19 protein-coding genes are annotated in these 19,322 nt (G+C 64.4%); 8 read left to right on the forward strand and 11 right to left on the reverse strand.

Annotated features, from left to right (window positions below; translation table 11 throughout):
* Positions 1-7 precede the first annotated feature (7 nt).
* Genes SC1_RS20605 through SC1_RS20635 form a run of 7 tightly spaced genes read left to right on the forward strand, consistent with a single transcriptional unit; the run spans position 8 to position 5,815 of the window.
* Positions 8-655 carry a glutathione S-transferase family protein gene (locus SC1_RS20605; RefSeq protein WP_062186517.1) on the forward strand — a complete coding sequence of 216 codons (648 nt, stop codon included), beginning with the start codon at positions 8-10 and terminating at the stop codon, positions 653-655.
* On the forward strand, positions 652-1,632 hold the full coding sequence (locus SC1_RS20610) for a thiamine pyrophosphate-dependent dehydrogenase E1 component subunit alpha (protein WP_062186519.1): 981 nt from the start codon (positions 652-654) through the stop codon (positions 1,630-1,632). The genes SC1_RS20605 and SC1_RS20610 overlap by 4 nt, the downstream gene beginning before the upstream one ends.
* Entirely contained in the window at positions 1,629-2,621 is a 993-nt protein-coding gene (locus SC1_RS20615; protein ID WP_062186521.1) for an alpha-ketoacid dehydrogenase subunit beta, read from the forward strand. The genes SC1_RS20610 and SC1_RS20615 overlap by 4 nt, the downstream gene beginning before the upstream one ends.
* A 5-nt stretch (positions 2,622-2,626) precedes the next feature.
* Complete coding sequence (locus SC1_RS20620) at positions 2,627-2,857, forward strand: biotin/lipoyl-containing protein (protein ID WP_062187094.1); 231 nt, start codon at positions 2,627-2,629, stop codon at positions 2,855-2,857.
* Positions 2,854-3,246: a nuclear transport factor 2 family protein gene (locus tag SC1_RS20625; protein ID WP_062186523.1), complete on the forward strand. Its 393-nt coding sequence runs from the start codon at positions 2,854-2,856 to the stop codon at positions 3,244-3,246. The genes SC1_RS20620 and SC1_RS20625 overlap by 4 nt, the downstream gene beginning before the upstream one ends.
* A gap of 2 nt (positions 3,247-3,248) precedes the next feature.
* Positions 3,249-4,898 carry an FAD-dependent oxidoreductase gene (locus SC1_RS20630; RefSeq protein ID WP_062186525.1) on the forward strand — a complete coding sequence of 550 codons (1,650 nt, stop codon included), beginning with the start codon at positions 3,249-3,251 and terminating at the stop codon, positions 4,896-4,898.
* Positions 4,895-5,815 carry an SDR family oxidoreductase gene (locus SC1_RS20635; protein WP_062186527.1) on the forward strand — a complete coding sequence of 307 codons (921 nt, stop codon included), beginning with the start codon at positions 4,895-4,897 and terminating at the stop codon, positions 5,813-5,815. Before SC1_RS20630 ends, SC1_RS20635 begins: the two co-directional genes overlap by 4 nt.
* A gap of 39 nt (positions 5,816-5,854) precedes the next feature.
* On the opposite strand, the gene SC1_RS20640 is transcribed toward SC1_RS20635, so the two are convergent.
* A complete protein-coding gene (locus SC1_RS20640; protein ID WP_062186529.1) occupies positions 5,855-7,279 on the reverse strand; it encodes an SRPBCC family protein in 1,425 nt (474 codons plus the stop codon).
* A gap of 17 nt (positions 7,280-7,296) precedes the next feature.
* Positions 7,297-8,526: an aromatic ring-hydroxylating dioxygenase subunit alpha gene (locus SC1_RS20645; RefSeq protein WP_062186531.1), complete on the reverse strand. Its 1,230-nt coding sequence runs from the start codon at positions 8,524-8,526 to the stop codon at positions 7,297-7,299.
* Between the two features lie 116 nt (positions 8,527-8,642).
* On the opposite strand from SC1_RS20645, the gene SC1_RS20650 reads away from it, so the two are divergent.
* Positions 8,643-9,179, forward strand: coding sequence for a VOC family protein (locus SC1_RS20650; RefSeq protein ID WP_062186533.1), 537 nt, complete (start codon positions 8,643-8,645; stop codon positions 9,177-9,179).
* A gap of 128 nt (positions 9,180-9,307) precedes the next feature.
* Here the strand turns inward: SC1_RS20650 and SC1_RS20655 are convergent, their stop codons facing one another.
* From SC1_RS20655 to SC1_RS20695, 9 genes are all read right to left on the reverse strand, one after another.
* Positions 9,308-10,078: a helix-turn-helix transcriptional regulator gene (locus SC1_RS20655; protein WP_062187096.1), complete on the reverse strand. Its 771-nt coding sequence runs from the start codon at positions 10,076-10,078 to the stop codon at positions 9,308-9,310.
* 92 nt (positions 10,079-10,170) lie between these two features.
* Entirely contained in the window at positions 10,171-11,379 is a 1,209-nt protein-coding gene (locus SC1_RS20660; RefSeq protein WP_062186535.1) for an acyl-CoA dehydrogenase family protein, read from the reverse strand.
* Between the two features lie 7 nt (positions 11,380-11,386).
* Complete coding sequence (locus tag SC1_RS20665; RefSeq protein WP_062186537.1) at positions 11,387-12,535, reverse strand: thiolase family protein; 1,149 nt, start codon at positions 12,533-12,535, stop codon at positions 11,387-11,389.
* Positions 12,532-12,924 (reverse strand): Zn-ribbon domain-containing OB-fold protein, encoded by a 393-nt coding sequence (locus SC1_RS20670; protein WP_062186539.1) that lies wholly within the window; start codon positions 12,922-12,924, stop codon positions 12,532-12,534. The genes SC1_RS20665 and SC1_RS20670 overlap by 4 nt, the downstream gene beginning before the upstream one ends.
* Positions 12,921-13,982: an acyl-CoA dehydrogenase family protein gene (locus SC1_RS20675; RefSeq protein WP_062186541.1), complete on the reverse strand. Its 1,062-nt coding sequence runs from the start codon at positions 13,980-13,982 to the stop codon at positions 12,921-12,923. Before SC1_RS20675 ends, SC1_RS20670 begins: the two co-directional genes overlap by 4 nt.
* Complete coding sequence (locus SC1_RS20680; RefSeq protein ID WP_238586796.1) at positions 13,979-15,235, reverse strand: cytochrome P450; 1,257 nt, start codon at positions 15,233-15,235, stop codon at positions 13,979-13,981. Before SC1_RS20680 ends, SC1_RS20675 begins: the two co-directional genes overlap by 4 nt.
* A gap of 75 nt (positions 15,236-15,310) precedes the next feature.
* Positions 15,311-16,099: a ThuA domain-containing protein gene (locus SC1_RS20685; RefSeq protein ID WP_062186543.1), complete on the reverse strand. Its 789-nt coding sequence runs from the start codon at positions 16,097-16,099 to the stop codon at positions 15,311-15,313.
* Entirely contained in the window at positions 16,096-17,112 is a 1,017-nt protein-coding gene (locus SC1_RS20690) for an NADP-dependent oxidoreductase (RefSeq protein WP_062186545.1), read from the reverse strand. The genes SC1_RS20685 and SC1_RS20690 overlap by 4 nt, the downstream gene beginning before the upstream one ends.
* A gap of 9 nt (positions 17,113-17,121) precedes the next feature.
* Positions 17,122-19,245 carry a molybdopterin-dependent oxidoreductase gene (locus tag SC1_RS20695; protein ID WP_062186547.1) on the reverse strand — a complete coding sequence of 708 codons (2,124 nt, stop codon included), beginning with the start codon at positions 19,243-19,245 and terminating at the stop codon, positions 17,122-17,124.
* Positions 19,246-19,322: the final 77 nt, after the last annotated feature.

The following is a 19,322-nucleotide window of genomic DNA, read 5'->3' on the forward strand; positions in this document are numbered from 1 at the left end:
GCGGGCGATGAAACTTTATCAGTCGCTCGGCCCCAATCCGCGCGTGGTGCTGATGTATCTGGCCGAGACGAACGTGCAGGTCGATCGCCGGTTCGTCGACATCATGGCGGCCGAGAACCGCCAGCCCGATTTCTGCGCGAAGAGCCCGCTGGGGCATACGCCGGTGCTCGAACTCGACGACGGGAGCTGCATCGCCGAGAGCGTCGCGATCTGCGAATATCTCGACGAGACGCTGGGCAGGAATGCCTTGCTCGGAGCAACGCCTGAGGAGCGCGCGCAGACGCGGATGCTGGTGCGGATCGTGGACCAGCTCGTCGTCGTGCCAATGACCGCGGGCTTCCGCGGCGCCGAGGGGCTGCCGATGTTCCAAAGCCGGCTGCTCTGCCTGCCCGATGCCGCCGCCGACTTGAAACGGCTGGCCGCCGACGGGCTGGCGCAGGTCGACCGGATACTCGGAGCGGGACAATGGCTTGCGGGCGACCGCTTCAGCCTGGCCGACATCCTGCTTTATTCTTTCGTCGAGTTCGGCGCGATGGTTGGGCAACCGCTCGATCCCGCATTGACCAACCTTGCTGCCTGGCGTGGCCGCGTTGCCGCCCGTCCCAGCGCAGCCGCCAGCGCCAACCCCCAAATGGGCATCGGAGAGCCTGCATGACCGAGACGACGATCGACCGCGACACGCTGCGCGACATCTATACCCGCACGATGCGCGTTGCGCGTGCCGACGAGAAATTCCGCTCGCTGTTGATGACCGGCAAGCTGGCCGTGATCTATTACACCGTGCGCGGGCAGGAACTGGTGTCGGCGGCGGCGATGGCGGCGCTCAATCAGGATGATTATCTCGTCACCACCTATCGCGGTCAGCATGACCAGATCGCCAAGGGCGTGCCGCTGAATCCGCTGTTTGCCGAAATTGCCGGCAAGGTCGGCGGCACTTGCCGCGGCAAGGGCGGGTCGATGCATATCACCCACCCCGAAACCGGCGTGATGGTGACCACCGGCGTCGTCGGGTCGGGACTGCCGATCGCCAACGGGCTGGCGCTGGCGTCGCAGAACCGCGGCGATGGCAAGGTGACGATGGTCTGTTTTGGCGACGGCGCGACCAATATCGGCGCATTCCACGAGGCGATGAACATGGCGCAGCTCTGGAAGCTGCCCGTGATCTTTCTCTGTCAGAACAACCGCTATGGCGAACACACCGCCTTTGCCGACCACACCAAGGTCGATTCGATCGTCACGCGCGCCAAGGCCTATGGCATGAATGGCGTGAAGGTCGACGGGAACGACGCGATCGCAATGTATAACACCACCAAGGCGGCGGTCGAGCGCGCACGGGCGGGCGAAGGTCCGACGCTGATCGAGGCGATGTGCTACCGGATGCTCGGCCATTTCTTCGGCGCCGACTTCTCCTATATGCCGCCCGAGCATCTCGCCGAAATGGCGGCCGAGGACCCGTTGCCGCGCCTCCGCCAATTGATGCTCGACCATCAGTTTACCGAAGCCGAACTCGACGCGATCGTCGCCGACCTTGACGCGCAGATGGATGCGGCGGCCGAATTTGCCGCGAACAGTCCGCTGCCGGGGCCGGAGGAAATCCGCAAAGATGTCTTCGAAGAGGAGATTGCGGCATGAGCGCGCAGATCACGATGACGCAGGCGATCAACCGCGCGATCGACGAGGCGATGGCCGAGGATGAAGGCGTCATTCTGCTCGGTGAGGATGTCGCTGCGAAACAGGGCGGCGGCGTATTCAAAATCTCGGCCGGGCTCACCGAAAAATATGGCGAGAACCGCGTCCGTGCCACCCCGATCTCCGAACAGGCGATCGTCGGTGCGTGCGTCGGCGCCGCGCTCGCGGGGTTCCGTCCGATCGCTGAGATCATGCTGATGAACTTCGTCACGGTGGCGATGGATCAGATCGTCAACCATGCCGCGAAGCTGCGTTTCATGTCGGGGGGGCAGACGAATGTCCCGCTGGTGATCCGCACGACGACGGGCGTCGGTGTCGGCTTCGGCGGCCAGCATTCGGACATGCTCGAAGCCTGGTTCGCGCATGTCGCGGGGTTGAAGATCGTTACGCCGTCGAACGCCGCCGACGCCCAAGGGCTGATGCGCGCGGCGATCGCGTGCAACGACCCGGTGATCTTTATCGAGAATATCCTCTGCTACGGCCTGAAATCGGACGATCCGGGGCCGGGGCATATCGTCCCGCTCGGCAAGGCGGCAGTGACGCGCGAGGGCACCGACTGTTCGATCATCACCTATGGCCGCACCGTGCTCGACGCGCTCGAAATTGCGGGCAAGCTGGCCGAGGAAGGCATTTCGGTCGAGGTGATCGATCTCCGAACCATCGCGCCCTATGACGAGGCGACCGTGACCGCGTCGGTCGAAAAGACCGGCCGCGCGGTCGTGCTCCACGAAGCGGTGAAGCAATATGGCACCGGCGCCGAAATCGCCTCGCGCCTCAATGAGAAACTCTTCGGCAAGCTCAAAGCCCCGGTGACGCGTATCGGCGGGGCCTTTTCGGCGGTGCCGATGGCAAACGCGCTCGAACAGGCGTGGATCCCGAACAAGGATGCGATCGCCGACGCGGTACGCGCCGCGGTCAATTGGAAGGGGTGACGACGATGGCGGAGGAATTGCGCATCCCGAAGATCGGCATGTCGGCCACCGAAATGACGCTCAATGAATGGATGTTCGGCGATGGCGAGCGCGTCGAGATCGGCGATATCATCTACACGGTCGAGACCGACAAGACGACAGTCGAGATCGAGGCGCAGGTTGCGGGGACGATCCGCCCGACGGGGGTCGAGGGCGAAGTCTATCCGGTCGGCGCGCTCGTCGGCACGATCGAATGACGCCGCTCGAAGCCAGCAAGGCGATGTACGCTGCGGTCGCGCGCGGCGAGTGGGACACGGTCGCCGACTTCATGTCGGACGATCTCGTCATCCATGAGCCGACCTCGCTTCCCTATGGCGGCGAATGGCGCGGGCGCGATGCGCTTCAGAAACTTTATGCGCATGTCATGGGCTATTGGGAGGACCCGGTCGTCCAATGGCAGGAACTGGTCGGCGGCGAGAAATATGCCGTCGCGCTGCTCCATTTCACCGTCACCGCGAAATCGAGCGGCAAACGGTTCGAGACGCATATCGCCGAAGTCACCGAATTCGACGACGCGGGCAAGATGGCGTCGATGCGCATCCATTATTTCGACACCGCGCATATGGTCGAGCAGTTGAAGGCATAGATATGAGCGAAGCGCCGCACGTCATCGTCCTCGGCACCGGCGGGGCGGGCTTCACCGCCGCGATCGCCGCACATGAAGCCGGCGCGCGCGTGTCGCTGTTCGAAAAGGGCGATCAGGTCGGCGGGACCACCGCCTGGTCGGGCGGGATGATCTGGATTCCGAACAATCATCACGAAGCGACGCTGGGCGTCGAGGACAGCCGCGAAAAGGCGCTGACCTATCTGATGTCGATGTCGCACGGGCTGATGCAGCAGCATATGATCGAGGCCTTCCTCGATCATGGACCCGAGATGGTAGCTTTCCTCGAAGCGAATACGCCGGTGCAGTTCCGGCCGATCCCCGAATTTCCCGATTACCATGCCGAATTCCCGGGCGGGATGCCGCATGGTGGGCGTTCGCTCGATTGCCCGCTCTATTCGTTTCAAGAACTGGGCGACTGGGCCGACAAGGTCACGCTCTCGCCTTATTATCCCATGCCCTATTTCTCGATCTATGACACGCCGCTGGGGCAGGCGAAGCCGCAGCCGCTGACGGCGGAGGAGTTGCAGCGCCGGATCGACGCCGATCTGCGCGGCAGCGGGCAGGCGCTTGTCGGCCGCTTGCTGCGCGCCTGCCTCGATCGCGGTATCGAACCGAAAACCGGCCATCGCGCGGTGCGCCTACTGATGGACGAGGAGCGCGTCGCCGGGGCGGCGTTCGAGACGCCCGATGGGCCGATCGCGGTCGCCGCCGATGCGGTGATCCTCGCGACCGGGGGCTTCGAATGGGACAAGGATCTGCTCCGCGCCTTTCTTCGCGGCCCGATGACGCATCCGCTGAGCCCGCGGACGAATAGCGGCGACGGGCTCAAAATGGCGATGCGCGTCGGCGCGATGCTCGGCAATATGCGCGAGGCGTGGTGGATGCCGGTCGCCGAGGTGCCGGAAAGCGAAAGCTCGACGGGCAAGACGCTGGTCGCGGGGCAGCGCAGCCTGCCGCATTCGATCATGGTCAATCGCGCGGGCAAGCGCTTCACCAACGAAGCCGCCAACTATAATGCGATCGGCGCGGCGTTTCACGACCAGGACGTGAGCGCCTTCGATTATGCGAACCTGCCGTGCTGGCTGATCTTCGACCAGCAATATATCGACCGCTTCGGCTTTGGCATGATCAGCGGCGAGCGCGGGGTTGCGCCGCCGCAATGGGCGATCCGCGCCGAAAGCCTGCCCGAACTCGCCCAGCGGCTGGGCATCGATGCCGATGCGCTGGCGGCGACGGTCGAGCGCTTCAACGATCATTGCGCGACCGGGCGCGACCCCGATTTCGGGCGCGGCGATGCTGCGCATGACCAATGGTGGGGCGATCCCGGCGGTCGCGGCTCGACCGCTGCGACGCTCGGCCCGGTCGGCAAGGCGCCCTTCTTTGCCGTCGAGATAAAGAGCGGCGCGCTCGGTACGAAGGGTGGACCGCAAACCGACGTCAATGCGCAGGTTCTGAGTGTCGACGGCGGGCCGATTGCGGGGCTTTATGCCGCGGGCAACGTCATGGCCTCGGCCATGGGCATGACTTACGGCGGCCCCGGCGGGACGATCGCGCCGGGAATGGTGTTTGGCTATCTCGCCGGACGGCACGCCGCGCGCGTTTCGGCGAAGCAATTGGAGGGTGCGGCATGAAGAAAATTCTCGTTCTCGGCGCCCCGGCTGATCAGGGCATTCCCCTGCTGACCGCGTTGAAGGCGAGGGGGCTAGAACCGACCGCCGGCGTGCGCCGCGCGGGCGCGATGGCGGCGACACCGCATCCCGATGTGCTCGAGGTGGCCGCCGATCTCTATGATGTCGCCAGCCTGACCGCAGCCTTCAAAGGGCAGGACGCACTGGCGATGCATCTGCCGTTCGAATTCGACCGCGACCGCGCCGCGACGATGGGACGCAACATTGCGGCGGCGGCGCGCGCGGCGGGGCTGCAGAAGATCGTGTTCAACACAAGTTGCTTCGTTGCCGATCACGACCTCGACCTCTCAGCGCACGACGGACGGCGCGATATCGAGCGCGCGATCCACGACAGCGGCGTTCCTTACGTGATCATCGAGCCGATGGTGTTCATGGACAACATCACCCGCATCTGGTCGCGGCCCGCGATCGTGAACAGCGGGATCTTTGCCTATCCAGCGGCCGAGACGCTGAAGATAAGCTGGGTCTGCCTTGAGGATGTCGCGGCCTATATGGTCTCCGCGCTGCTGCACGAGGATCTGATTGCCGACCGGATCGCGGTGGGCGGGCCGGAGGCGCTGGTGGGGGCCGAGGTCGCCGAGCGGCTGAGCGCCGCGGCAGGGCGTTCGGTGCGGTTTCAGAGCCTGTCGCCCGATGAATTTGCGGCGCGGATGAGCGAACTCGTGACCGGCTCGCGCGAGGTGCAGCCGGCGAGCATCTATGACGGGATGGCGAAATTCTATCGCTGGTACAACGATCAGCCGGTGTCGCCGGTGTCGCTCGATACGGTGCCGGCGGCGCGGTTGCTCGGCGTGACGCCGACGCCTTTTGCGGAGTGGGCCACGCGGCAGGACTGGTCGCCGGTGAAGGTTCCCGCCTAATTCGTCATTGCCTCGCTACGCTCGCAATGACGCGGATGTTCACGGCAACTGCCCGCCCACATATTTCCCCAGCGTGCGATGGAAATGCCGGATCCGGCTTTCCTGATAATGGCCGAGTTCGATCACGCCATTGGGCGATGATTTCATTCCCTCCTGAACATAGGGGAGGTTTTCCATATCCTGATCGAACACACCCGCTAGCGCGGCGCCGATCAGGTGGCTGGCGCTGGCGAACGGCTGGTCATCAGGGATCAGGTGCATCGGTGCTGACTTGGGAGCCTTCTCGCCCTTGGGTGTGCGCATCAGGATGCGGACCTCCATCAGGCTGTGGTCCGTGTCGCCCCACGGCCGCCAGCGATAGACGATGTTCGGCACCAGCCCGCCCCACGGCGCCCAGTTCGGGAAGACGTTATAGGTGAAATTGTCGAGCATCTCGCTGTCGGTCGCGTTCGAATAATCATGCCCGTTCATCGCCGAAAAGGCGTCGCGGTTCGCCTGTGCGAGCACCTTGCGCGCGAGCATCGGATCGTCGGCGTCAAAACCCTTCAGGTCGGCCGGGTCGCCGGTCGCGCGCCGCGCGCGGCTGTCGCCGCCGCCGATGAACTCCTCGAGCGATTTCAGGACATAGAATTGATCCTTGCCCTTGATATGCGGCGACATCGCGCCTGCCGGCGTAATCGCGCGATTCAGGAAATCGCCATAAAGGTCGTAGCGCGTGTTGGCGTCGGCGGTGAAGCCCAGAATCTGTGGATGCGTGACGATGCTGTGCCATGCTTCCATGAACGCCTCGGCAACCGCCTTCCAGTTGGCGGGGATAACGCGGCCGACCCAGGCCGCGGTATGGCATTCGTCGAGCCGCCAATTGTCATAATGTTCGACGCCGGGGCCAACCCAGTCGCGGAAGCTCGGCAGATCATGGTTCTCGGTAACCAGGATGAAACCCTGCCAGCGGTCGACCTTCAACTCGGGCAGACTCATGTCCTTGTCGTCGAGATGTTTGAAGTCCCACGCGCACGGCGCTTCCTTGAAACGGCCGTCGTGGTGCCAGGAAAAGCCGTGGAATGGACAACGCAGGTGCACTGCGGGACCGCTTTCGGTACGCAGCTTGCGGCCGCGGTGGAGGCAGACGTTGTAGAAGGCCTTTATCGAGAGGTCCTTCTGACGGACGAGCAATATGCTCTTTTCGTTGATGTCATAGACGACCGTGTCGCCGGGGCTCGGCATATCCTCTTCGCGGGCCGCGAATTGCCAGATGTTCGGCCACATCTTCTCGCGCTCAAGCTTGGCCCAGTCCTCGCTGACATAACGCTCGATCGCGATCGGCTCGTCGCCGAGTTCCTGGTTGGACTCGGCGAACAGATAGTCGGGAACGCGCCGCGTATCGGCATTCAGCATGTCGGTGTAGCTGGTGCCCGGGCAGCGGTCGTCGCGGGTCTGGTCCTGGGGAGGCGAAAGGTCGTTCATCTGATACTCCGAAAGGGTCAGGCGATCTGGTCGAGCGGCATCTTGCATGCCGCGGCGATCGAGCGGTGGACGCCGTGCAGCGCGGGCTCATTCGCGCCGAGCACGACGCGGAAGTCGTCGGGCGCGGTCATCAGGTTCGAATAACCGCTGCTCGCGACGCGATAATCCTCGGTCTGCACGACCGTGGCGGTCGCGTCATAGGCCAGCTCGCACATCGCGCGGTGCTGCTCGTTCTCGACCCCGAAGGGCGCATAGACCGCGAACTGGCAGAACATCTTGCCCGCGCCGTCGGGGAACAGGCGAAAGACCTGCGTGAAATAGACGCCCGGCGTCACCGCGCCGAAGAAGATAACGGTGTTGGGGAAGAGATAATGGACCCCGCCATAATCGGTTTCGGGCCATTCGCTCTCGTCCTTGCCGACGAGATTGCCGATGGAAAGGTCGGGGAAACTGACGCGGTGGTGGCGGCCGATCGGTTCATAGACATTGCGGTCGCTATAGTGCGTGCCGCCGATGGTCGAGGCGTGGAGCATCTTGAAATGATAGCCCTCGCCATAAGTGTCGAGCGCGAATTTCCAGTTGGAATCGGCGGTCAATATGCCCTTCTTCACCGGTTCGGCGCGGTGAAGTTCGAGCTGCGCCAGCACCGGACCGAAATCACCGAGATGCGCCGCCGCGTCGATTGGCTCGCCATCGGGATTGGCACGGACGAAGATCAGCCCGAGATGCTCGGCGCAGGGGAGTTCGATCAGGTTGCGCGCGCCGATCTCGCAATTCGCGAAGCCTTCCTTGCCCGGTTGCCCGACAAGCTGCCCGGCGGGGTCGAAGGTCCAGGCGTGGAAGGGACAGACAAGGCGCGGTCGCGAGCCCTGCCACGGTTCCTTCTCCTCGACCAGCTTCGCGCCGCGATGCGTACACATGTTGAGGACGGCGCGCGCGACGCCGTCCTTGCCGCGCGTGACGAGGATCGACGGGCCGACCGAGTCGAAGACGAGCGTGTCGCCGGTCTTGGGAATGTCGCCTGAAAGTCCCGCGACGATCGGCTCGTTCCGGAAAATATGCTCCATCTCGGCGGCGTTGCGCGCTTCGCTCATATAGATGGACTTGTGCAGCGGCAGCGGCGCCTCCGCGCGGTCGGTGCGGTTCTCGGCGACGATCGCGACCAGCTTGCGCAGGCCCGCGCGCGCATTGCGCTTGCGGACGGCGAACCAGTCCTGCGGTGCGATCTTCGGATCGGACTCGGCCATGGCACTCCCTCACATTTTGCCCAGTATGACTCCGGGTCTCGAAAGGCTTATCGCACAAAGCCCGGCGCTTGTGCGCTATCGCTTTTGAGGGGACAGACATGTTCGAGGGGAGAGACATGGCCGGACCAGGAACGCTCGCATCGCTCGGCGACATCATGCAGCTAGCCTTTGTACCGTCCGATTTCGACGCGGCGGTCCGGCATTGGACCGAGGTGATGGGCGCCGGTCCCTTCTTTCTCCTGCCCAATGTGTCGCTTCCCGGCGGGCGCTATCGCGGCGAGGCAAGCGATCCGATGTTCACCATGGCGCTCGGCTATTGGGGCGACATGCAGATCGAGCTGATCCGGCCCGAGAATGACGCGAAATCACTTTATCGCGGTGAGTATGCGGTGGGCGAGGGGCTGCACCATGTGTGCGTGTTGGTCGACTCGATCGCCGAAGCACGGACGCGCTGCGGCGAGGTCGGGGCAGAGATTATTTTCGAGGCGCCGGTCGGCGAAACCGGCGGGGTGATTTATGCCGATCCCGGTACTGGGCCAGGGACGCTGGTCGAACTGCTCGAACCGCAGGCGGGCACGCGCGAACTGTTTGCAATGATGCGCGAGGCGGCGAAAGGCTGGGATGGCAGCGAGCCGCTACGGTCTTTGGGCTAAGTTCGGCGAAAAGCATCGTCATTGCGACCCCGGCGAAAGCCGGGGGAAGCAATCCAGGCGGTTTACGCCAATCTGGATTGCCGCGTCGCTTCGCTCCTCGCAATGACGCGTTTAAAAAGAAGCGCGTTTTAGCTGTTTGCGCCGAGATAGCCGAGTTGCCCGGCCTTGAAGATCGTTTGCGCGCGGTTGACCGAGTTCAGCTTTTCGCCCGCGCGGTGAACATGATAGCGCACGGTCGCGTGGCTCAACGAAATGATCATCCCGATCTCGCGGTCGGTCTTGCCGATTGCGGCCCAGCGCAGGCACTCGACCTCGCGCTTCGACAGTTCGCAGTCCGACGGAATACGCCGCTTGGTTCGCATCGCCGAGGCATAGCCTGCGATGAAGCGCCGCGTGCCTGCACCCAATATGTGCCCGATCTCGGCGAACTGGTCGGTCAGGTCGGTGATGGTATGATCCATCGGATGATAGCTGTTGGCGGAAATCTGCCCGAAAGGCAGGTGGACCGGGACGACGATCGCGGCCTTGTAGCGTTCGTTCGCGGCAAAATAGCGCGCGAGATTAATGTCGTCGAGATAGGGGTTGGGGTTCGCCGTACGGAACCCGTCGCCGTTGCACCAGAAAGGCTCGCTCTCATAGCGGCACGAGCGCGGTAGGGGCGAATGGAGGGCCAGCCTATGGTCCTCCCACCAGCGCTCGCCATCGCCGAGCCATCCGAAGAGGTCGGCGGCAAGTACCGCGCCATCGGCGTCGACCATCGTTTCCTTGGACGCGATATCGTCACAGAGCGCGGCGCGGAGGCCATGCGATGCGGCATAATCGCGCAGCACAACCGCCGCATCGTGGATATCCTCCACGCTGCGGACCGTTACCGCTTCGACGAGCGCCCGGGCATTCATTGGTGGTGCGAACCCGTCGTCCGGCAGTTTGACTGCCTTTTCTCCCATAGGCGGGACTATTTCACACTGATCGGCAAGTCGCAATGCATGTGTCATAGGCGTAGCACCGTCTTTGCTATGATGTTCTTCTGGACTTCGCTCGAACCGCCGAAGACGGTCCAGGCACGACTGTTGAGATAGCGGGCGGCCGCGACCTGCGCGTCCTCGTCGCCGATCGCGGGCGGCGCTTCGTTGCCATAGAGCGGGCGCACGGTCGGTAATTGCAGCCCGTCATAGCCGTGCAGGTCCATTGCGAGCCCGTCGATACGCTGATGGATTTCGGACGACAGCAGCTTGACGAGCGAGGTCTGCGGACCGGCCGGGCGGCCTTTCGCAATGTCGGCGAGGATACGAAGCTCGGTGGTTTCGAGCGCTTCGGCTTCGAGTCGCAGTTTCGCTATGCGTGTCGCAATCTGGATGTCGCCGCCGAGAGTGCCATTATGGCCGCTCGGCGCGACGCCCGCGAGCTGTTCGAGATGGTCGATCGCACGGATCAGCCGCGGCGCGTGGAATGATCCGCCACGCTCGTTTTCGAGCAGGAATTTCGCGATCGTCCAGCCTTGTCCTTCTTCGCCGATGCGATTGTCGACCGACGTGCGAGCGCCGTCGAGGAAGACCTGGTTCACCTCATGATCGCCCGCCATCGTGATGATCGGGGTGACGGTGACGCCGGGCTGGTCCATCGGGATCAGCAGGAAACTGATGCCCGCCTGTTTCTTCACCTCGCCGTCGGTACGGACGAGGCAGAAGATCCAGTTCGCGTGATGCGCGTGGGTGGTCCAGATTTTCGACCCGTCAACGACATATTCGTTGCCGTCGCGCCGCGCGCGGGTACGGAGCGAGGCGAGATCGGAGCCGCTCTGCGGTTCGGAATAGCCCTGGCACCAATAGTCGGTGCCGGCGCGGATGGCGGGCAGGAAACGGTCCTTCTGCTCCTGCGTCCCAAAGGCGCAGATCACCGGACCGACGAGGCGAAGGCCGAGTACCGACAGCGCCGGCGCGCCCGCGATCGCGCATTCCTTTTCAAAGATATAGCGCTGCATCGGCGTCCAGCCGGTACCGCCGCAATCCTGGGGCCAATGATAGGCGACCCAGCCCTTGTCGTTGAGGATGCGGTGCCAGACCAGGCCAATGTCGGGTTCGACGAACACGCCGGGCGTGCGCCTGGCGCCGTCGCGGACGTGGGCCGGGAGCGAGGTGCGGAGGAAGTCGCGGACCTCCTCGCGAAATTCCAGTTCGTCCTTGGTAAGGTCTAGATCCATAAGTCCACTAACGTTCAAGGATCGCCACCGCCGACAGGCCGGGCGCTCCATAGACATGAGAGTAACCGACCTTCGGGTCGTTCGGCACCTGCCGCCCGCCGCCGCGGCCTCGCAATTGCACCGTATTTTCGTAAACTTGCCTGAGGCCCGACGCGCCGATCGGTTCGCCGCACGCGAGGCAGCCGCCGTCGGTGTTGACCGGCATCTTGCCGCCGATTTCGCTCCAGCCCTCGGCCAGCCATTGTTCCTGCTCGCCGTCGGCGCAGAAGCCGTTCTCGGCCATGTGCATGATTTCGGCGCCGCTCTCGGTGTCCTGCAATTGCGCGACGGAAACATCTTCGGGGCCGATACCCGCCATTTCGAACGCCGCCTTGCTGGCAATCTGGGTCGGCTTGCCGCCGCCATTGACGCTGATCGACGGCGCGAACACCTCGAACGACCCTTCGGGGCGGGTACGGAAGGCGACGCTGGCGATGCGCACTGCGTCGGAGCCCAGTTCGCGTATCTTTTTGCCGCTGGCGAGCACAAGTGCGACCGCGCCCTCCGCGGGCGAGCAGAACATATATTTGGTCAGCGGATCGTTGACCATCGGCGCGTTCAGGATCGTATCGAGATCGACGGGCGATCGCCGCCAGGCATGGTCGCAGAGCGTGCCGTTGCGAAATGCCTTTTCGGCGACGAGGCCAAGCGTGCGGCGACTGATGCCGTGGAGCGCCATGTAGCGCTGGATCTTGAGCGCAAAAAATTGCGTCGTCAGCATCATGCCCGTCTCGCCATACCATTCGGGCAGGCCATATTCGGCGGGCTTGGCATTGAAGGCGCCGCGCGGATGCTTGTCGAAGCCGACCGCGAGCGCGATGTCGCACGCCCCCGCCGCGATGGCGTTGCGCGCAGCGGTCAGCGCGCTGCCCCCGGTCGCACAGCCATTCGCGACGTTGATGAAGGGCACGCTTGTCAGACCAAGTTCGTTGACCATGATGTCGGCGGACCCCGCCGCGGCCGATCCGCCATAGGCGAATTCGACGTCGCTCCATTCGATCCCGGCATCGGCAAGTGCTTCGCGTACGGCGAACACACCCTGATCGCGCCCCGAGCGACCGTCGGTACGGCCGAAGGGATGGATACCCGCCCCGATGATATGGACGTCGTCACTCATGGCAGGCGCTCCGGACGGAAGGCATAGGTCGACCGCGCGTCGTCGAAGGGGACGACGGCGAACTCCATCGGCATGCCGATGACGAGGTCGGCGGCAGTGGCATCGACGATCCGCGTTTCGACGATCACCTCGCCGGGCAGTTCGACATAGCCGATAAGGAAGGGCTGAAAGGGTTGCGGGCCGCTGTACGGCTCCTTCGGTTCGAAGCCTTGCGTGGTCCACGACCAGAGCGTCCCCTTGCGCGACAGCGCCACGGGCTCGACAAGTGCCGCGGCGTCGCCACCGGGAACGGGGAAGATGATCTCGCCATCGGCGCGGCGCGCGCCGATCAGCCGCGGTTCGGCCTCGTCGGTCCACAGGCCCGGCGCGATGGGGGCAAGCGCGCTCATGCGGCTCTCGCAAAGCTGCGCAGGCAATGATCCTGGTCGCCGAACAATTTGTCGAGCAGCATTACCCGCTTTAGCGCATGGCCGATCGCCAGCTCGTCGGTCTGGCCCATCCCGCCATGCATCTGCACCGCTTCGAGCCCGATCCGTGTCGCCGCTTCGCCGACGAAGGCCTTGGCACCCGCGGCGATCCGCGGCCAGTTCGCGTCCTCGGTCGTCGGGTCGAGCATCGCGGTGCGCAGCATCATCGAGCGCGCCTGTTCTAGCGCGGCATAGCATTCGACGAGGCGGTGCTGGAGTGCCTGGAAGCTGCCGATCGCGGCGCCGAACTGTTGGCGCTCGCCGACATAGGCGAGCGTGTCGTCGAACATCGTCTGCGCAAGCCCGACCATTTCGGCGGCGGCGAGCATGCGAACGTCCCCGATCACGCGCTCGAACTTGGCCTTCGGCAGGTCGAGGATTTCGGCCGGGGAGCGATGCAGGTCGAACGTGGCGGCGTTCGAACCGTCGATGACCGGATAGTCCTGCTGCACGATGCCGGCAGCGCCCTTCCTAATCCTGGCCACCTTGTTGCCGGCAAGGGTAACGAGCAGCGTATCGGCGAGCGGTGCGCCGAGGACGAAGGTCTTCGCCCCGACGATCTGGCCACCCTCCGCCCTGGTGCCTACGGCTTCGGTTTCATATCGGCGCGCGGGTTCGGCAAAGGCGACCGCAGCGAATTGCGTGCCGACGATCAGGTCGGCGACCAGAGCCGTATCGCCCGCAGCCGCGGCAAGCCGGACGGGCAGCACGCCGTTCTCAAGCCAGGGATCGATCGCGACCCCCTTGCCCAGCGCCTCGGCGACGAGTGCCAGATCGACCATCGTCCCGCCGATGCCGCCCATCGCTTGTGGAGCGGCGAGCGCGAGCAGGCCGAGATCGGCAATGTCCTGCCAACGCGCGCGCGAATAGCCGTTTTCGCCTTTGCGCATCGCGTGTCGCGCGGCGACGTCGACCGGGCCGAGAAAGCGCCCGATCATGTCGCGCGTGAGCTGCTGGTCTTCGTCGAGATCGAAATTCATACGCGGCGCCCGAATGTGATCGGCAGGGCGGTGAGCCCACGCAGCAGCATGTTCGGCGGCCAGCTCGGCGTGTGGCCGTCGGCGAGGCTGAAGTCGGTGAGGCGCTTCAGCAGTTCGGAATAAGCGACCGCCATTTCCTTCCTGCTCAACATATTGCCGACGCACATATGGATGCCCTTGCCGAAGGCGAGATGGCTGCGCGCATTGGCGCGTTCCATATCGAACCGGTCGGGGTCGGGATATTTGGCGGGGTCGCGGTTCGCTGCGGCATAGCGAAGCTGGACCATCGCGCCCTTCGGGATTTTGACCCCGCCAAGCTCGGCGTCCTTCAGCACCATGCGCCACATGCCCGCGGTCGGGCTTTCGATGCGCAGCACCTCTTCGACCAGGTTGATGATCGCGCGCTCATTTCCTTCATCTGCGGCGGCGACCGCCTTTGCCATCTGGTCGGGATTTTCGATGAGCTGGAGCAGCCCGCCCGCGAGCGCCGAAGTCGTCGTCTCGTTCCCCGCGACCATCAACTGCTGCATGATCGAAAGGATTTCGGCATCCTCGAGCGGTCGTTCGCCATCGACCTCGGCATGGACAAGGTCGGATAGCAGGTCGTCGGTGCGATTGGCGCGGCGTTCGTCGATCTTTGCCTTCACATAATGCTGGAACTCGACGACTTCGCGCGCGCATTCGAGCTCGCGGTCCTTGGGGATCATTCGGCCAAGCCGATCGACGAAGGCGTCGGACCAGCGCTTCACGCGGTCGAGGTCGCCCTCCATGCCGATTTGGCTCGCGATCATCGCGACGGGCAGGGGGATGCCGAAATCGCGGACGAAATCGGTTTCGCGCCCGGAATCCTTGGCGTCTGCCATCTTCTCGATCAGGTCGATGACGACACCGCGCATATCCTCCTCGATCGCGGCGACGCGCTTCATCGAAAAGGCGAGGTTGACGAGCTTGCGGAAGCGCGTGTGTGTCGGCGGGTCGGCGGTCAGCAGCGTATCGACCTGCGGCCAGCCCTCGGCGAGAATTGCGGCGACATCGCCGTCCTCGGCCATCGCGCCCGACAGCGTGCCCTGAAAATTGTTCGAGAATGTCTCGACGTCACCCGTCGCCTGCGCACAAAGATCATAGGAAAGGACGAGGAACATCCCCTCCGACAATTGCACGACGGGGCTTTTGGGCAACCAGGCTCGATAATAGTCGAACGGGTCCGCGATGACTTGCGGGTCGAAAAAACTGCTTGCGGCGATATCGTTCACGCGCCTCTTCCCTCGTTCTTCTCTTTATACGCGCAACTATATGCAGCCGCTCCGCGCGCGCGATGCACAATTTCGTTAGGAGTGGTTGGGGCCGGCGGCGACATGGGTGAGCGCATTCGCAAGCAGCCGTCGAAGGTTCGAATCGGCATAGGCGGCGGGTCCGTCGCCCGGCTGGAGATAGACGAGGCAGCCTGCGCCCACCGGCTTTTCCCATGCGATCACGTCGCTTTCGGGGCGATGATCCCAACCCGCGTTGCTGAACATACGGCCCGCGACGGCCTGCGCCGCCGAATAGAAATTGTCGCGGACGAAGGCGTGATCGGCGCGGAGCAGGGGTTTCGCGGCGCCCCAGACAGGCGCCAGATACAGCTCGTCGCAGAGCGGAAAGCGCGGCGGCAGACCTGCGGTCACTGGATGATCGGGATCGAGGACGACGGCGTCATAGCGGACCTCGTGGCGATAGCCCGAGTCGAGATGGGTTTCGCCATGCGCCTCGCCGGGATCGTAGAGGAAGCGTCCGCCGAGCATCTCGGCCCATTCGGGCCATTCGGCCCAGCCCGCGATCGCATGATGCATCGCGACCGCACCGCCGCCGCGCGCGAAATAGTCGGCGATCGCGCGGCGATAAGTGAAAGAAGGCGGCCGCGTTGCCGCTTTTCCGCCCTCGAAACGATATCCGGGCATATCGTAGAAGAGAATTGCATCGGCGTTGATCGCCGCGCCCTCGGCGACCGCTGTCTCGGCCTCGGGATGGATCAGGTGCGTGACCGCCCAGCCCTCGAAGCTCGCGAGCAGTTCGGCGAAGGGTTCGGCTTCGTAGGGATGGCCGCCCGACAGGACGAGAAGGCGGCGTGGCGCGCTCATGCGATTTTGAGGATCATCTTGCCCTGATTGCTTCCCGCGAACAGCCGCATGAAGGCATCGAAGCTATTCTCGATACCTTCGTCGATATGCTCGTCGGCGACCATCTTGCCCTGTTGCAGCCACGCCGCCATCTCGGCACCGCCTTCGGCGAAGCGCGGGATATAATCGGCGACGAGCAGCCCGCGGATAGAAGCGCGGTGGACGATAAGCTGCCAGATGTTGCGCGCACCGATCTTTTCGACGCTGTTATACTCGCTGATCAGGCCGCAGAGCCCGATGCGCGCGCCGTGGCGCAGATTGTTGAGGCCCGCGTCGAGGATGTCGCCGCCGACATTCTCGAAAATGATGTCGACGCCATCGGGGGCTTCGGCGCGGACCGCCTCCGTGAGTGCCTGAAGATCCTTGCCGCGATAATCGATCGCCGCGTCGAAGCCGTAGCGTTCGACCAGCTTGGCGCATTTTTCCGGTCCGCCCGCGATGCCGATGACCTTGCTCGCGCCCTTGATCTTCGCGATCTGCCCCACAAGCGATCCGACCGCGCCTGCCGCGCCGGTAACGAGCACGACATCGCCCGGCTTGGGTTCGCAGACGTCGATATAGCCGAAGTAAGCGGTCATCCCGACTGCACCGAGCACAGACAGATAATTGGTGACCGACGGCACGAGTGCGGCGTCGATCGGCTGGGTGAAGCCGCCGACTGTGCCGACCGAATAATCCTCGATTCCGTTGAGGCCCATCACCCACTGGCCGGGCGCGAAACCTTCGGCCTTGCTCGCTTCGACGATGCCGATGGTCGAGGCGCGCACCGGATCGCCGAGCGGGATTGGCGGCATATAGCTCGGCGCATCGTCCATCCAGCCGCGGATCGCGGGGTCGAGCGAGGCATAATGGTTGCGGATCAGAAACTGGCCGTCGGCAAGCTCGGGCGTGGGTTCACTAACGAAAGAGAAGTCTTCCGGCACAGGTTCGCCATTGGGGCGGCGTACGAGCAGGAAGCGGCGGTTGTCAGGCATATGGGCTCCTCAGGCCGGGACGATGGAGACCGGAATCGCGCTTTGCAGCGACTGGCCGGTGATGGGGTCGTAAGCGACGCTCTCGCTGACGAGGCGGTTGGTCGAGGCGCCATGTTCGTGGACGCCGTCGGGGCCGATGTCGGGGCCGCCGAAGGCATGCGCCATCGACACGACGCCGGGGCGCATGTTTTCGGCAGCGCGCGCGACCGCGACGACTTCGCCCGCCGCCGACCGGATGCGGACGGTGTCGCCGTCGGCGCAGGGGATCAGCGCGAGATCGTCGGGATGCAGGAAGGCGGGGTTCGTGGTGCGCTTGGCGCGGAGCGCGGGCAGATTCTGCCCCGTCGAATTGAAGCGATGCCGGCTGCGCCGCGATACCATGCGCCAGGGAAAATCGGGTGTCGGCTGGGCGGCGCCGGCGTAGGCGATCAATTGGTCGGGCATCGCGCCCGCGGTCAGGTCGAAGCGTCCCGGCGCGTCAGGATCGCCTGCCTCGACCACCGGGTGGCGGTCGGCATAGATCACCGCCTTGCCGTCCACGGTATCCGCCCGCACGATGCTCGGCGCGACGGAGCAGCCCGCGACCATCAAGTCGAGGAAAGTCTCTTTGCTGGGCCGCTGATCCATCGGGCAGGCTCCGCCCGCAAGCGGCATGCCGGTGCCCAGGCGGTGCGCGAGTTCCCAGAGCATCTCCCACTCCTCGAGCAGCCCATCGGGCGCTTCGATCATAGCTTCGGTATAGCGGGCGTAGGGAATCTCGTACCACCATTCGCTGAGATTGCTGATGTCCTCGCGTTCTAGGCACATTTTGGGGGCGAGGATGTAATCGGCGCGTTTCGCGGTTGCGGACTCGGCGTTGACGTCGATCGAGACGAGCAGCTCGAGCCCGTCGATCGCGCGCGTCATCTTGTCCTGATCGGGGAAGGCGACCACCGGATTGCCACCGATGACGATCAGCGCCCGCACCTGGCCTTCACCAGGCGTCAGCATTTCGTCGGCGAGGACATTGCACGGCATTTCCATGCCGAGGTGCGTCAGGCCGCGGATACGCGAGGCGGGGAAACCCTCGCCATAGAGCGCCATCGGCGGCGCGACCTGCGCGCGGCGCGGCGTCACCGGCGTGAAGACGCGGGGGATCGAGCTTTTCTCGCCCTCACGGCAGAAGCGCCCGCAGATGATGTTGATCGACGAAACCAGATATTGGGTGAGCGTGCCGTTGCCCGCCATCTCTGGCCCGGTGCCGGTCGAGACGACGCCCTTGGTCCCGTTCGCGAACATCCGCGCGGCGGCGATCAGTTGGCCTTCCTCGACTCCCGCACGCGCCGCGGCGACATCGGGGGTGAAGCCCGCGACCGCGCGCTGCAACTCGTCGAGACCGTCGACGTAACGCTGAACAAAGGCCTTGTCATAGAGCCCCTCAGACAGAATGACGTGGATGATCCCCGCGAGCAGCGCGGGATCTTCGCCGGGCCGCACGGGCAGGTGGATATGCGCGAGCGCGGCGACGTCGCTCTGCCGCGGGTCGGCAACGATCAGCTTCAGCCCGCCTTCGAGCGCATCGCGCAGGCGCCGCGAGGGCGAGAAGGGGGGCAGGCCGCCCGGCGGGCCATAGTGCGAGACGATCGGATTGTTGCCGATGAAAAAGGCGACGTCGGCCTCGCTGAACGTGTGCATCCCGCCCATCCAGCTCCCGTAACGCATCGTCGTATAGACCTTCGCAGGCTGGTCGAGCGTCACCGAAGTGTAGATGTTGCGCGTGCCGAGCCCCTGCGCGAAGGACATCGCGCTGCCGACCCCGGCGCTGTTCTGGAAGGCGTAGGTACCGCCATAGACGGCGACGGCGTGGGGGCCGTGCTCGGCGACGATCGCCGCCAGTTTCGCGCCGACCTCGTCGAGTGCATTCGTCATCGATATGTCTTCGAACACGCCCCCGACACGCTTTTGCGAAACCGTCAGCCGCTGCGGGCCATTGTGCGCCTCGGCGAGCTGGCGCCCCTTGATACAGGTATAGCCGCCGAACACAGGGTCGTCGGGATCACCTTGCACCTTGGTGACGCGGCCTTCGTCGACGGTGACGAGCATCGCGCAATTGGCGTGGCAGAAACGGCAAAAACTGCGGCGGACTTCGGGCATCGTCTCTCTCCCTGATCACACCCTACGCCTCGGCGCCCTTCAATCGACTGGCACTTTTGGCGGTGGTTGCAGGCCAA

The organism is Sphingopyxis sp. C-1, from assembly GCF_001047015.1.
Taxonomy (GTDB): Bacteria; Pseudomonadota; Alphaproteobacteria; order Sphingomonadales; family Sphingomonadaceae; genus Sphingopyxis.